Raw genomic sequence first — 13649 nt, forward strand, 5'->3', positions numbered from 1 at the left:
TCCCGCGCCGAGGTTTCCGGATACGCCGGGGTCGGCCAGCCGTGGCGCAAGAGCCGCTGAGCCGGGACGCCTTCGCCGCCGCCCTGCACGGTCTCGCACCTCGTTACTGGGACCGGCACCCGTTTCACCTGCGTCTGCACGCGGGCGAATGCACGTCGGCCGAGGTGCGGGGCTGGGTGGCGAACCGGTGGTACTACCAGCAGATCCTGGCCCGGAAGAACGCCGCGGTCATCGCCAACTGCCCGCTGCCCGAGGTGCGGCGGCGCTGGCTGGACCGGGTCACCTTCCACGAGCAGGCCCGCGAGGACTGGCTCGTCCTGGCCGACGCGGTCGGCCTGGCTCGCGAGGAGTTGCTGGACGAGCGGCACGTCGCCCGGGGCACCCGCTTCGCGGTCGACGGATACCTGGACTTCTGCCGGCAGCAGCCGTGGATCGTGGCGGCCGCCGCGGCGCTGACCGAGCTGTTCTCGCCCGAGCTGATGGCGGCCCGGGTGGTCGCCTGGAAAAAGCACTACGACTGGATCAAACCCGAGGGGTACGCCTACTTCGCCAACCGGATCCCGGTGGTGCGGGACGACGCCCGCTACACGCTCGACCTCGTGCTGACCCACTGCCGCAGCGCGGACCAGCAGCGGGCGGCCTTGCGCGCCCTGGAGTTCAAGTGCGACGTGCTCGGCGCGATGCTCGACGCGATCGACTATCAGGGCGGTGTGCCGTGAGGCCGGGGCTGGCCAAGGGCGTACGCCTGGTTCATGATCCGGTGCGCGACGCCGACGCCCTGCTCTACCCGGAGGGCAGCCTGATGCTGACCGGGCCCGCGCCGGAGGTGGTGCTGGCCTGCGACGGCCGCCGGGATCTGGCCGGCATCGCCGTCGAACTGGCCCGCAGCTTCGACGGCGTGCGTACCGAAGATGTCGGTGAGCTCGTCGACGAGTTGACCGGACGGCGGTTGCTGGCCGACGGCGGCCGGGCGGCCACCCGGGAGACCTGTGCGGGCTCGCGGGCCCCGGCCGAGCCCCTGCCGATCGGCCTGGTGGCCGAGCTGACCTACCGGTGCCCGCTGCGCTGCGGCTACTGCTCCAACCCGGTGCAGATCGACCCGGTGCGCGACGAGCTGACCACCGCCGAGTGGATCGCCGTTCTCGATCAGGCACGGGAACTGGGTGTGCTGCAGGTGCACTTCTCCGGCGGGGAGCCGCTGCTGCGGGCCGATCTGCCCGACCTGATCGGCCATGCCCGGGCGCTCGGCATGTACACCAACCTGATCACCAGTGGGATCGGGCGGCTGGAACATCTCGGCGGCGTCGACCATGTCCAGCTGTCGGTGCAGCACGCCGACACCCCGCTGGCGGACGCGATCGCCGGGATCAAGGCCCACGAGAAGAAGATCGCGGCGGCCGGACTGATCCGGCGGGCCGGACTGCCGCTGACCGTCAACGTGGTCCTGCACGCGGCCAATGTGGATCGTCTGGCCGACATCGCCGCGTTCGCCGCCGGCCTCGGTGCCGACCGGCTGGAACTCGCCCACACCCAGTACTACGGCTGGGGTCTGCGCAATCGGGCCGCGCTCATGCCGAGCGTCGCGCAGGTGCGCCGGGCCGCTCTGGCCGCCGCCGAGGTGCACGAACGGTGGGGTGGGGTGATGGAGATCGTCTACGTCGAACCCGATCACCACACCGGCCGGCCGAAACCGTGCATGAACGGCTGGGGTGCCCGGCAGCTCGCCGTCACCCCGACCGGCGTGGTGCTGCCCTGCCTCGCGGCGCAGCAGCTGCCCGGCCCGCCGGCGCCGACCGTACGGCAGCAGGGGCTCGCCGACATCTGGTACCACTCCGAGCTGTTCAACCGCTACCGCGGCACCGCCTGGATGCCGTCCCCGTGCCGGGATTGCGAGCTGCGCGAGGTGGACTTCGGCGGCTGTCGCTGCCAGGCCTTCCAGCTGACCGGTGACCCGGCCGCCACCGATCCAGCCTGCTCGCTGTCGCCGCACCACGGCGAGCTGGCGGTGCTCCGGAAGACGCCGATGATCCCGCGACGCTACCGATGAGGGTGATCGTGCTGGGCAGCGCGGCCGGTGGCGGTGCTCCGCAGTGGAACTGCGCCTGCGCCGTGTGCCTGGACGGGCGCGCCGACCGGACCCAGGACACCGTCGCGGTCAGCGGGGACGGCACCGTCTGGTATCTGATCAACGCCGGGCCGGACATCCGCTCGCAGATCCTGCGCACGCCGGACCTCGCGCCGGGGCCGGGGCTGCGGCAGACGCCGGTGCGCGGGGTGCTGCTGACCACCGCCGAGCTCGACCACACGCTCGGATTGCTCAGCCTGCGGGAGGCCGTTCGGCTCGAGGTGTACGCCACGGCGGCGGTGACCGAGGCGCTGGCTCCGGTGCGGTCGATGCTCGGGCACTACACCGATCTGCGATGGCGGGCGATGCCCGTACGGCTGGATGGTGGGCTTGATCTTGATCGGCTCACCGTGGGGCGCAAGCGGCCGCGCTATGCGGCGGACCTGGACGGCGCGGACTGGGTCTCGGCGTTGCGGCTGACCGACCGGCGAACCGGCTCGTCGTTCGTCTACGCGACGTGCTTGCCGGCCTGGACCGCGGAGTTCGACGCGTTTGTCGCCGGGGCCGACCAGGTGCTGCTCGACGGCACCTTCGCGACCGAGGACGAGCTGACCCGCGCGACCGGGCGGCCGGGGAGTGCGAGCAGCATGGGCCATCTGCCGATGGCGTCGTCGCGGGTTCATGCGGCTCGGCATCCCGGGACGCGGTTCCGCTACGGCCATGTCAACAACACCAATCCGTCCACCGCCGACGTGGTCGCGGACGGGTCGGAACTGCTGACCTCTTGACATCTTGTGTTTCGAACTTGATAACTAACGTACTGGTTCGTACAAAGAGCTGGAGGCGGCCGTGCGTTATCTCGTGGGCCTGATCGGCGCGGGCATCGGCACCTCGATGAGCCCGGCCCTGCACGAGCGCGAGGCCGACCGCCAGGGTCTCCGTTACCTCTACCAGCTCATCGATCTGGACGACCTCGGGCTGGCCCCCGGTGACGTCGGCGAGCTGCTGGCCGCCGCCCGCCGGCTCGGCTTCCGCGGGCTCAACATCACCCACCCCTGCAAGCAGGAGGTGGTCAAGTACCTGGACGATCTCTCGCCCGAGGCCGCCGAGCTGGGCGCCGTCAACACGGTCGTGTTCGCCGACGGCCGGGCGGTGGGGCACAACACCGACCGGTACGGATTCGCCGCCGGCCTGGCTCACGCGCTGCCCGGCATCGTGGCCGAGCACGTGGTGCTGATCGGGGCCGGGGGAGCGGGCCTGGCCGTGGCATCCGCCCTGGCCGGTGCGGGCGCGCGCCGGATCACGGTGACCGATGTGGACCCCGCGCGCGGCGACCGGCTGGCCCGGTCGATGGCCGTGCACGACGGGGTGATCGTCGACGTGGTGCCGCCGGAGGCGGTTCCCGACCGGCTCGCCGAGGCCGACGGGCTGGTCAACGCCACCCCGATCGGGATGGAGGGCCACCCCGGCCGGCCGATCGCGGCCGAGCACCTGCGGCCGGAGCTGTGGGTCGCGGACGTCATCTACCGGCCGCTCGACACCGAGCTGATCCGCGCGGCCCGCGAGCGCGGCTGCCGGACCGCCGACGGCGGCGGCATGGCGGTCTACCAGGCCGCCGCATCTTTCCGGCTGTTCACCGGCCGGACGGCCGACGAGGGCCGGATGTACCGCGATTTCGCCGAGCTCACCGCACGCCGTGACTAGCGCCGCGCCAGCGCTCCAGCAGCGCCGGCAGTTCGGCGTTGTGCTCGCCGAGCACCGGTGGTGGCGCCGACGGGGTCAGGGGTTCGCCGTCGAAGAGCACGCCGCTGCCGGTCACCTTGAGGTTTCCCATCTCGGTCACGAAACCGCGGCCGGCCACCTGGTCGACCGCGACCGCCTGGGCGACGGTGAGGATGCGGGCGGCCGGCACCCCGGCGGCCGACAGCCGGCGCTCCCACTCCAGCGCCGACCGGCGCCGCAGGGCATCGTTGAGCTGCTCGTTGAGTTCCGCCCGGTGCTGTTTGCGCGTCTCCCGGTCGGCGAAACGCGGATCGGTGATCAGGTCGGCCCGGTCGACCAGCCGGCACAGCGTTTCGTACTGCTCCTGGCGGTTCGCCGCGATGTTCAGCGGGCCGTCGGCGGTGTCGAACGTGCCGGAGGGGGCGGCCGTCGCGTTCTGATCGCCCATCGGCTGCGGTTCGATGCCGCTGACCAGATAGTTCGACACCGCCCAGCCCATCGCCGAGAGCGATGCCTCCAGCATGGACACGTCGAGGAACCGGCCCCGCCCGTCGCGCTGCCGGCCGGCCAGGGCGGCCGTGATGGCGAGCGCCGCGCTGAGGCCGCCCACGGTGTCGGCCACCGGGAAACCGACCCGCAGCGGTGCCGTCTCGGGCGTGCCGGTGACGCTCATCATCCCGGACAGGCCCTGGATGATCTGGTCGTACGCCGGGGCCTGGCTCATCGGCCCGGTCTGGCCGAAACCGCTGATCGCGCAGGCGATCAGTGCCGGGTTGAGCAGGGACAACCGCTCCCACGGGTAGCCGATGCGGGCGAGCACCCCGGCCCGGTAGTTCTCCACCAGGACGTCGGCGTGCGTCACCAACTCCTCGAACGCCGCCCGGTCGCCGTCGTCCTTCAGGTCCAGCTCCACCGATTTCTTACCGGCGTTCTGGGCGAGGAACGACGCACCCATCCGGGCCCGGTTGAGCTCCGGATCCGGCCCGAGCCGGCGGGCGAGGTCGCCCCGGCCCGGCATCTCGACCTTGATCACCTCGGCACCGAGCAGCATGAGGTGGTAGGTGCAGTAGGGCCCGGCGAGAACGTTGGTGAGGTCGAGGACCCGGACACCGTCGAGCGGCCGATCCGGCATGCGCGATTCTCCTTCCCGGGGTTAATAGGACGAGCTGAGCGGGTGGTCGAACCCCCGCTCGTTCACCTGTGTCGCGGCGGCGAGCAGCGCCTCGGTGAACTCGGTGACCCGATCGTCGGTGAAGCGCACGGTCGGCCCGCTCAGCGTCAGCGCCGCCACCACCGAGCCGGACCGGCCCAGGATCGGAACGGCGACGGCGGACAGGCCCGTCTCCCGTTCGCCGTGGCTGACGGCGTACCCCTGCTTGGCGGCCTCGTCGATCCACTCCCGCATCCGGTCCGCGTGCCCCTCGCCCCACGGCGAGGACCGCGCCACCCGCTCGAGCAGGCCCGGCGTGGCGTTGCGAAGCAGCACCTTGGCCGAGGCGCCGGCCCACAGCGGAAGCTCGTCGCCGACCCGCACGACGTGCCGCAGCGGCTGCGGGCTCTCCTGCTGGGCGATGCACACCCGGACGATGTCGCGGGCCACGTAGACGTTCACCGTCTCGCGCTCGCGGGCCGAGAGCTCGCGCATCAGCCGCTGGGTCTCCGGCGGCAGTTCCCAGGTGCGCTGGGCCAGGTGGGCCCACCGCCACAGCCCGGGCCCGGCCATGTAACCGGAGCTGGTGCCCCAGAGCAGGCCGCTCTGTTCGAGGGTCTGCACGATCCGGATCACGGTCGTCTTCGCCAGCCCGGTGGCGGCGACGATGTCCCGGATCGTGATCAGCGGACGGTCCTCGGTCAGCAACGACAGGATGTCGAGCGCCCGCTGGATGCTGCGAACCCCCTGGCCGTCGGACGTCTCCACGCCGTTTCCTTTCGCCTTTTCGACCGCGGCCTATTGCTTTGGCCCCGCAGCCAACCGTACGTTACACCGGAGTCCACACAGTGGTCCATAAGTACGGTCACAGGTCCATCTAGCGGACCGAAGGAGGTCTGATGCTCGACACGTTCCTGAATGCGGCACCGGATTCCGTAACGCACGCGCCGGCCCTGCTCGCCGGCAAGTGGATCGGCGACGGGCCGACGGCCGAGCGTGTCGGGCCGTTCACCCGCACGGTGGTCAGCCGGGCCCGGGTCGCCGAGCCGGCCGACGCCCGGGTGGCGGCCGAGTTCGCCCGGATCGGCGCCCGCACGATGGCCCGGCTGGCCCCGGCCACCCGGGCCGCGATCCTCGACCGCGCCGCGGCACTGGCCCTCCGCCACCGCGACGCGCTCGCCCGGCTCATCGCGCTCGAGCTGGGCAAACCCCTCAAGGACGGCCGCGGCGAGCTGGACCGGGTGGCCGATACGTTCGCCGTCTGCGCGGCCGAGGCCCGGCTGATCGGGGGCGCGGTGCTGCCGGTCGCCGGTTGGGCGCGCGGCACCGGCAACACCGCGATGACCTACCGGGCCCCGGCCGGCGTCGCGCTGGCCATCACGCCGTTCAACGCGCCGGCCAACCTCCTCGCGCACAAGCTGGGCGCCTCGTTCGCGGCCGGCAACAGCACGATCGTCAAGGCGCCGCCGCAGGCTCCGGCCGTGTCCACCGCGATCGTCGCGCTCCTGCTCGAAGCGGGCGCGCCGGTCGACGCGGTGCAGGTGCTGCACGGCGGCGGCGAGGTCGGCGCCGCCCTGTGCGCCGCCCCCGAGGTCGCCGTCATCAGCTTCACCGGCAGCGCGGCCACCGGTGCCGCCGTGGCCCGGGCCGCCGGTGCCAAGAAACTGGTGTTGGAGCTGGGCGGCAACGCGGCGACCATCGTCTGTGCCGACGCCGACCTGGCCGCCGCGGCCACGGTGTGCGCCCGCACCGGCTACACCAACTCCGGCCAGAGCTGCATCTCGGTGCAGCGCATCTATGTGGACCGGCCCCGGTTCGACGAGTTCGTCGAGCTGCTCGGCGCCGAGGTCGCGAAGCTGCGGGTGGGCGATCCGCTCGACCCGTCGACCGACGTCGGGTCGATGGTCGACGACGCGGCGGCCGAGCGGGTGTTGGCCTGGGCCACCGAGGCCGCCGACGGCGGTGCGCGGATCACGGCCGGCGGCACCCGGGACGGCGCCACCCTCACCCCGACCGTGGTCGCCGACCCGCCGCCGGACGCGGCCGTGGTCACCCGGGAGGTCTTCGGGGCGCTGGTGACCGTACTGCCCTTCGACGACTTCGACGCGGTGCTGGAGACCTGCAACTCCAGTTCGTACGGGCTGCAGGCCGGCCTGTTCACCGCCGACATCGGGCGCATCCTCACCGCCTGGCGCGAGCTCGAGGTGGGTGGCCTGGTGGTCAACGGCTCGTCCAACTTCCGGCTCGACCACGTCCCGTTCGGCGGGGTGAAGGACTCCGGCTTCGGCCGGGAGTCACCGCACCACATGGTCGAGGACTACACGGTGGTCAAGACGCTCCTGCTGCGGGGCCTGTCGATCTGGGGAGAGAACTGATGACAACCGCCGCCGACGCGCTCGTCGCCCAGCTTGAGTCCTACGGGGTCGAGCACATCTTCGGGACCTGCGGGCACACCAACATCGCGCTGCTCGACGCGATCGGGCGCAGTTCCATCGACTTCGTCATCGCCCGGCACGAGCAGACCGCCGCGCACGCCGCCGACGGGTACGCCCGGGCCACCGGCAAGCCCGGCGTCGTCCTCATGCACGTCGGCCCCGGGATGATGAACGCGGTCACCGGGGTGGCGACCGCCGCTCTCGACTCGATCCCGTTGGTGGCGATCTCCGGCGACATTCCGTCCTACCTGTACGGTCGGCATCCGCACCAAGAGGTCAACCTGCACGCCGACGCCGACCAGACCGCCATCTACCGGCCGTTCGTCAAGCGCGCCTGGCACGTGCACCGGGTCGAGGACCTGCCCCGGTTCACCGAGCGGGCGTTCTGGACCGCGACTTCCGGCCGCCCCGGCGCGGTGCTGCTGAACGTGCCGATGGACCTGTTCTCCCGGGCTGCGTCGACCGCCGCTTTCCCGCTTCCGAAAAAAGCGACAAGTCCAGATTTGCCGATCGAGGACGCCGAGCGAATCGCGGCGGCCCTCGTCGAGGCCGAGCGACCGCTGATCTACATCGGCGGCGGGGCCGGCGGCCCCGCCATCCGGGAGCTGGCCGAACATCTGGACATCCCGGTCGCGCACTCGCTCATGGCCAAGGGCGCGCTCCCCGACGAGCACCCGCTGGTGCTGGGCATGACCGGCTTCTGGGGCCTGACCGAGACCAACGGCTACGCCCGCGACGCCGATGTGGTGCTGGCCGTCGCGACCCGGTTCGCCGAGACCGACGCCAGTTCCTGGGATCCGGCCTACACCTGGCGTTTCCCGCCGAGCCGGCTGATCCAGATCGACATCGACCCGGCCGAGATCGGCCGCAACTACCCGGTCGAGATCGGGGCGGTGGCCGACGCCGCGCTCGCCGCGCGGCGGATCCTCGAAGCGGTCCGCCGACTGCGTCCCGACGGCGCGACCCGGCCCGGCCTGCGGGAGCGGATCCACGCCGCCCGCTCCGAGATGTTCGCCGCCAGCGCCGACCGCGGCCGCAGCGACCAGTTCCCGCTGCGGCCCGAGCGCATCCTCGCCGACGTGCGCGCCGCCCTGCCCGACGACGCGGTGCTGGTCACCGACGTCGGCTGGAACAAGAACGGGGTGGCGCAGTGCTACCCGCTGCCGGAAGCCGGCCGGTTCATCACCCCGGGCGGCGCGTCCACCATGGGCTTCGGGCCGGCCGCCGCGCTCGGCGTGCAGCTCGCCCAGCCCGACCGGGTGGTGGTGGCCCTGATCGGCGACGGCGGCATGAGCGCCCAGTTGCCGGCGCTGCCGATGGCCGTCGAGCAGGGCCTGCCGGTGATCTTCCTGGTGATGAACAACCGTGCCCACGGCACGATCTCCGACCTGCAGTCGAGCTTCTTCGGCCGCAGTTACGGGTGCGACTTCGTCGATCCGGAGGGCAACCCGTACAGCCCCGACTTCGCCGCCCTCGGCCGCGCCTGCGGAGCGGACGGCTACCTGGTCGGTGAGCCGGGCGACCTGACCGTCGCCCTCAAGACAGCAGTCGAGCGCCGCCGCCCCGCGGTGATCGACGTTCCCATGGTCAACGAACCGGTGCCGACTCCCGGCCACTGGAACATCAAAGACATCTACCAGGGAATTTTCGAATGATCCGCCGTCCGAATGAGGTGACCCGCACATGCTCCGTCGACGCGCCACCATTGTCCTTTTAACCGCTCTTGCCCTGACCGCGTGCAGCGCCCCGGGCTCCGACAAGAAAGCGGCCGGGGACGACTCCGGCCCTATCAAGATCGCACTGGTTGACGCGCAGAGCGGGCAACTCAGCTCGCTCGGCGCCTGGGAGCTCAAGGGCGCCAAGCTCGCGGTGGACGAGTGGAACGCCCAGGGTGGCATCAACGGCCGGCAGATCCAGCTGGACGTCTTCGACGACCAGGGCGACCCCACCGTCGGCACCAACCTGGCCCGGAAGATCGACAGCGAGGGTTACATCGGCATGATCGGAACCGCGGAGAGCGCGGTCACCATCGCCATGGCGCCGACGCTGAAGCAGGCGGAGATCCCCAACATCTGCTCCGGGCAGTCGCCCGGCCTGGTCGCCGTGGGCAGCGAGTTCCTGTTCCTGAACGGGCCGACCAGCACCACGTACGACGAGACCCTGGCCAAGTACATCGTGGACGGTCAGGGCATCAAGAACATCGCGATGATCACCAACAACGGCTCGTACGGCAAGGGCGAGCACGATGCGTTCCTCAAGGCGCTGAAGGCTCGTAACGTCACCCCGCTCGCCGACCAGGTGGTCACCACCGACCAGAAGGACTTCAGCGCCGCGCTCACCGGCATCCGGCAGAAGAACCCCAAGGTCATCTTCCTCGGTGCGGAGGAGGTCGAGTCCGGCCTGATCGTCAAGCAGGCCCGTGACCTCGGCATCACCGCGACCTTCGCCGGCGCCGCGCCGCAGGGCACCCCGGTCTTCCTGGACACCGCGGGCGCCAAGAACGCGGAGGGCACGATCGTCAGCTCGCCGTACCTCAGCAACGACATCAGCGAGGCCTCGAAGAAGTTCGCGGCGGCCTACCTGGCCAAATACAACGAAGCAGCGGAACTCCACGGTGCCAAGGCGTACGACGGCGCGCAGATCATGCTCACCGCGCTGAAGAGCAGCAACGTGGCCACCGGCAAGGAGCTGGCCGACGCGATCCGGGCCACCAAGTATCAGGGCCTGCTCGGCGGCTTCGCGTACGACAAGACCGGTGTCGGGATCTTCGCGACGTCGATCGGCACCATCAAGGACGGCAAGCTCGTCGCCGCCTCGAGCTGAACCCCGTGATCCCGGCGCTCCGGCGCCGGGATCCGCCCTATCCAAGGAGAGCCATGCAGGTCTTTCTGCAGACTATCGTCGGCGGGGTCAGTCTCGGTGCCGTCTATGCCCTGGTGGCGCTGGGGTTCTCCCTCGTCTATCGCACCATGGGCCTGGTCAACTTCGCGCACGGCAACGTCGTGACCGTCGGCGCCTACCTCGCCTCCACCTTCTACCTGTCCAGCAAGCTTCCGTTCGCCCTCGCCATGGTGATCGCGATCGGTGTCACCGGCGCGATCGGCCTGGTCATCGAGCGGGTGCTGCGGCCACTGGAAAATCGTGACTTCGACCTGATGCTGATCGGCACGATCGGCTTCGGCATCGTCCTGGACGCGCTGATCATCATGATCTGGGGCGCGACCGGGCGGGCGGTGCCGTCACCCGTACCCTCCGCTCCGATTGATGTCTTCGGCCTGCGCATCCGCACCTACGACCTGGTGGTGCTGGCCATCGCGGCGGTCGCCACGGTGCTGCTGGTGCTCTTCCTCTCCCGCACCAAGCGGGGTGCCGCGATGCAGGCGGTCGCCATGGACCACGAGGCAGCCACCGCGGTCGGCATCCATGTCGGACGCAGCAACGCCATCGCCTTCATGATCGGCGCCGGTCTCGCCGCGCTGGCCGGCGGGCTGGTCGGGCCGTTGCTCTACGTCAGCCCGGCCCTCGGCGGCGCGCTCGGCATCAAGGGGTTCGCCGCGGCGATCCTCGGCGGCTTCGGCAGCATCCCCGGCGCGATCGTGGGCGGGATCGCCATCGGCATCCTCGACTCGTTCGCCGCCGGGCACTTCCAGGGTTACTCCGAGTTGGTCACGTTCCTGGTCTTCACCGTGATCATCATGATCCGGCCGACCGGGGTCTTCGGCGAGCGGACGGTGAATCGGGCATGAGACAACTGCGCTTCGCTCCGCTCGCGCTGATCGCGGTGGCGGCCTGGCTTCTTCCGTACGGCCTCGACTCGTACGCCATCCATGTGGTCAACGTGATTCTGATCTTCGCGGTGCTGGCCATCGGTCTCGGCCTCTGCATGGGCGTCGGGGGTCAGGTCAACCTCGCGCAGGTCGCCTTCTTCGGCATCGGCGCCTATGCCACCGCGATCCTCACCACCCGGAGCGGCTACGGCTTCTGGATCTCCGCCGTCCTGGCCCTGGCCGCCACCGTGGCGATCGGGCTGGTGATCGGCACGCCGGCATTGCGCGTCCAGTCGCACTACCTCGGCATCGTCACCCTCGGCCTCGCGCTGGCCTTCACCAACTGGGTGACCAACGCCGAGATCACCGGGGGCGCGGAGGGCATCTCGGCCATCCCGGTGCCGACGTTGCCGGGCGTCGACCTGTCCAGCGAGTACCTCTACTACTACCTGGAACTGATCGTCTTCACCGTCGTACTCGTCTTCGGCCTGTTCGTCGTCCGGACCGGCCTCGGCCGGCGGATGCGGGCGATGCGCGACGACGCGCTGGCGGCCGGCGCCCTCGGCGCCGAGGTGCCGGTGTTGCGGATGACCGCGTTTCTGCTGGCCAGCATCTACGGCGGGGTCGGCGGGGTGCTCTACGCCGGCCTGATCCGCTACGTCGCGCCGGAGTCGTTCTCGATCGCCAACATGTTCCTGCTGCTCGGCATGGTGATCATCGGCGGCCGGCAGAGCCTGATCGGGTGTGTGGTCGGTGCGATCGGGCTGTCGCTGGTCCGCGAGGCGTTCGTCGACCACCCGACGGTCGCGCAGATCGGGTACGGCGCCGTGGTCGTCCTGGTCGTGGTGTTCGCGCCGACCGGACTGGCCGGACTGCCGGGCCGGATCCGATCGTGGTGGTCCCGCCGGCGCGGACAGCCGGGCACGGCCGCGCGCCTGCAGCCGTTCCAGCCGTATCCCGCCCTCGCCGAGCGAGCGGACGCCGAGGAGGTCTTGCGGGTCACCGCCCTCAGCAAACAGTTCCGCGGGCTCAAGGCGCTCGACGACCTGTCGCTGACCGTCACCGAGGGCGAGATCCGGGGCATCGTCGGCCCGAACGGATCCGGCAAGACCACGCTGTTCAACGTGATCAGCGGGCTCTACCGGCCGACCCGCGGCCGGGTCGAGTTCCGCGGCCGGGACGTCACCAACCAGGCGCCGTATCGCCTGGCCCGGGCGGGTATGTCCCGCACCTTCCAGAACCTGCGGCTGTTCGGTGACCTCACCGTGGAGGAGAACCTGCTGGTCGCGCTGGACCGCAGCGCCACCGTGGACAGCTGGCGTTACGTGCTGCGGCCGATCAGCGTGCTGCGGCGCAACCGCGACCTGCACCGGCAGGCCCGCGAGGTGCTCGACCGGTACGGCCTGACCGAGTTCGCCGGGCTGCCACCGAAGTCGTTGCCCTACGGCATCCAGCGGCGGGTCGAGATCGCCCGGGCGGTCGCGGCGGGCCCGTCGCTGCTGCTGCTCGACGAACCGGCGGCCGGCCTCAACGGCGAGGAGGTCCGCCAGCTGAGCGAGATCGTCCGGTCGGTCCGGGACAGCGGCATCACCGTGATCATTATCGAGCACAACATGGGCCTGGTGATGTCGCTCTGCGAGCGGATCACCGTGCTGGCCGGCGGCCGGGTGATCGCCGAGGGCGGGCCGGCCGAGGTGGCCACCCATCCCGCGGTGATCGAGGCGTACCTCGGCGATTCCATGGACGACATCCCACCCGTCGCCGAGGAGGCGTCCCGATGACCGCGGTCCTGGTGGAAAATGCCGACCTGACGGTCGAGGGCTTGACCGTCCACTATGGCGGTGTCTGCGCCGTGCAGAACCTGAGCTTCTCGATCCCGGGCGGCGACGCGGTCGGCGTGATCGGTGCGAACGGCGCCGGCAAGACATCGACCCTCAAGGCGGTCATGGGGCTCATCCCCCGGAAGGTGTCGGCGCTGCGCTTCGGCGACATCGACCTCACCGGGGTGGCCGCCCGCGACATGGTGCGGCACGGCATCGGGTACGTCCCGGAGGGCCGGCACGTCTTCGCGGGCCTCCCGGTGGAGAAGAATCTGCTGCTCGGGGCGTACGCCCGCAAGTGGAACGCGGAGACCCGGGCGACCCTGGCCGAGGTCTACGAGCTGTTCCCGGTGCTCGGCGAGATGCGTGGCCGGCTCGCCGGGGCACTCTCCGGCGGCCAGCAGCAGATGCTGGCCATCGGCCGCGCCCTGATGTCGCGCCCCCGGCTGCTGCTGCTCGACGAGCCGTCGATGGGCCTGTCGCCCAAGCTGGTCGAGGACATCCTCGCGGTCCTGCAGCGCCTGCGGGCCGAGGGACTGAGCCTGCTGCTGGTCGAGCAGAACGCCAAGCTCACCTTCGAGGCGACCGGCAGTTGCCTGGTGGTGGAGAACGGCGAGGTCGCCATGCGGGGCACGTCGGCCGAGCTGCGGCACAACCCGGAGGTACGCCGCATCTACCTCGGCCTATGAG

The 13649-nt window shown here is 70.9% G+C and carries 12 protein-coding genes; 10 read left to right on the forward strand and 2 right to left on the reverse strand.

All coding sequences use genetic code 11. The features are described 5' to 3' along the window. Window positions 1-41: 41 nt before the first annotated feature. The 4 genes from Ato02nite_RS16390 (at window position 42) to Ato02nite_RS16405 (ending at window position 3769) form a co-directional block, all read left to right on the forward strand. Entirely contained in the window at window positions 42-719 is a 678-nt protein-coding gene (locus tag Ato02nite_RS16390) for a thiaminase II/PqqC family protein (RefSeq protein ID WP_246607048.1), read from the forward strand. Continuing rightward, window positions 716-2047, forward strand: a complete 1332-nt coding sequence (gene pqqE, locus Ato02nite_RS16395) for a pyrroloquinoline quinone biosynthesis protein PqqE (protein WP_213007389.1) — start codon at window positions 716-718, stop codon at window positions 2045-2047. Before Ato02nite_RS16390 ends, pqqE begins: the two co-directional genes overlap by 4 nt. Continuing rightward, a complete protein-coding gene (gene pqqB, locus Ato02nite_RS16400; protein WP_213007390.1) occupies window positions 2044-2853 on the forward strand; it encodes a pyrroloquinoline quinone biosynthesis protein PqqB in 810 nt (269 codons plus the stop codon). The genes pqqE and pqqB overlap by 4 nt, the downstream gene beginning before the upstream one ends. Before the next feature lie 61 nt (window positions 2854-2914). Further along, window positions 2915-3769, forward strand: coding sequence for a shikimate dehydrogenase (locus Ato02nite_RS16405; protein ID WP_213007391.1), 855 nt, complete (start codon window positions 2915-2917; stop codon window positions 3767-3769). Here the strand turns inward: Ato02nite_RS16405 and Ato02nite_RS16410 are convergent. Both Ato02nite_RS16410 and Ato02nite_RS16415 read right to left on the reverse strand, forming a co-directional pair. Next, a complete protein-coding gene (locus Ato02nite_RS16410) occupies window positions 3750-4919 on the reverse strand; it encodes a CaiB/BaiF CoA transferase family protein (protein ID WP_213007392.1) in 1170 nt (389 codons plus the stop codon). The genes Ato02nite_RS16405 and Ato02nite_RS16410 overlap by 20 nt on opposite strands. Window positions 4920-4940: 21 nt before the next feature. Continuing rightward, on the reverse strand, window positions 4941-5705 hold the full coding sequence (locus Ato02nite_RS16415) for an IclR family transcriptional regulator (RefSeq protein ID WP_213007393.1): 765 nt from the start codon (window positions 5703-5705) through the stop codon (window positions 4941-4943). Window positions 5706-5836: 131 nt separating this feature from the next. Here Ato02nite_RS16415 and Ato02nite_RS16420 point away from each other — a divergent pair, with 131 nt between their 5' ends. Genes Ato02nite_RS16420 through Ato02nite_RS16445 form a run of 6 tightly spaced genes read left to right on the forward strand, consistent with a single transcriptional unit; the run spans window position 5837 to window position 13648 of the window. Further along, window positions 5837-7312 (forward strand): aldehyde dehydrogenase family protein, encoded by a 1476-nt coding sequence (locus tag Ato02nite_RS16420; RefSeq protein ID WP_213007394.1) that lies wholly within the window; start codon window positions 5837-5839, stop codon window positions 7310-7312. Beyond that, the gene (locus tag Ato02nite_RS16425; protein WP_213007395.1) at window positions 7312-9027 is read left to right on the forward strand and encodes a thiamine pyrophosphate-binding protein; all 1716 of its coding nucleotides are present in this window, start codon (window positions 7312-7314) and stop codon (window positions 9025-9027) included. The genes Ato02nite_RS16420 and Ato02nite_RS16425 overlap by 1 nt, the downstream gene beginning before the upstream one ends. Window positions 9028-9055: 28 nt before the next feature. Further along, complete coding sequence (locus Ato02nite_RS16430; RefSeq protein ID WP_213007396.1) at window positions 9056-10195, forward strand: ABC transporter substrate-binding protein; 1140 nt, start codon at window positions 9056-9058, stop codon at window positions 10193-10195. Window positions 10196-10248: 53 nt separating this feature from the next. After that, window positions 10249-11118, forward strand: coding sequence for a branched-chain amino acid ABC transporter permease (locus Ato02nite_RS16435; protein WP_213007397.1), 870 nt, complete (start codon window positions 10249-10251; stop codon window positions 11116-11118). Beyond that, window positions 11115-12920, forward strand: a complete 1806-nt coding sequence (locus Ato02nite_RS16440; RefSeq protein WP_213007398.1) for a branched-chain amino acid ABC transporter ATP-binding protein/permease — start codon at window positions 11115-11117, stop codon at window positions 12918-12920. Before Ato02nite_RS16435 ends, Ato02nite_RS16440 begins: the two co-directional genes overlap by 4 nt. Further along, on the forward strand, window positions 12917-13648 hold the full coding sequence (locus Ato02nite_RS16445) for an ABC transporter ATP-binding protein (protein ID WP_213007399.1): 732 nt from the start codon (window positions 12917-12919) through the stop codon (window positions 13646-13648). The genes Ato02nite_RS16440 and Ato02nite_RS16445 overlap by 4 nt, the downstream gene beginning before the upstream one ends. Window position 13649: the final 1 nt, after the last annotated feature.

Source organism: Paractinoplanes toevensis, assembly GCF_018332695.1.
Taxonomy (GTDB): domain Bacteria; phylum Actinomycetota; class Actinomycetes; order Mycobacteriales; family Micromonosporaceae; genus Actinoplanes; species Actinoplanes toevensis.

What these genes read in the sequence shown, in the direction of transcription:
- pqqB (WP_213007390.1), top strand. Translation starts at nt 2,044, where the DNA reads ATGAGGGTGATCGTGCTGGGCAGCGCGGCCGGTGGCGGTGCTCCGCAG.
- Ato02nite_RS16410 (WP_213007392.1), bottom strand. Translation starts at nt 4,919, where the DNA reads ATGCCGGATCGGCCGCTCGACGGTGTCCGGGTCCTCGACCTCACCAAC.
- Ato02nite_RS16420 (WP_213007394.1), top strand. Translation starts at nt 5,837, where the DNA reads ATGCTCGACACGTTCCTGAATGCGGCACCGGATTCCGTAACGCACGCG.
- Ato02nite_RS16425 (WP_213007395.1), top strand. Translation starts at nt 7,312, where the DNA reads ATGACAACCGCCGCCGACGCGCTCGTCGCCCAGCTTGAGTCCTACGGG.
- Ato02nite_RS16430 (WP_213007396.1), top strand. Translation starts at nt 9,056, where the DNA reads ATGCTCCGTCGACGCGCCACCATTGTCCTTTTAACCGCTCTTGCCCTG.
- Ato02nite_RS16435 (WP_213007397.1), top strand. Translation starts at nt 10,249, where the DNA reads ATGCAGGTCTTTCTGCAGACTATCGTCGGCGGGGTCAGTCTCGGTGCC.
- Ato02nite_RS16440 (WP_213007398.1), top strand. Translation starts at nt 11,115, where the DNA reads ATGAGACAACTGCGCTTCGCTCCGCTCGCGCTGATCGCGGTGGCGGCC.
- Ato02nite_RS16445 (WP_213007399.1), top strand. Translation starts at nt 12,917, where the DNA reads ATGACCGCGGTCCTGGTGGAAAATGCCGACCTGACGGTCGAGGGCTTG.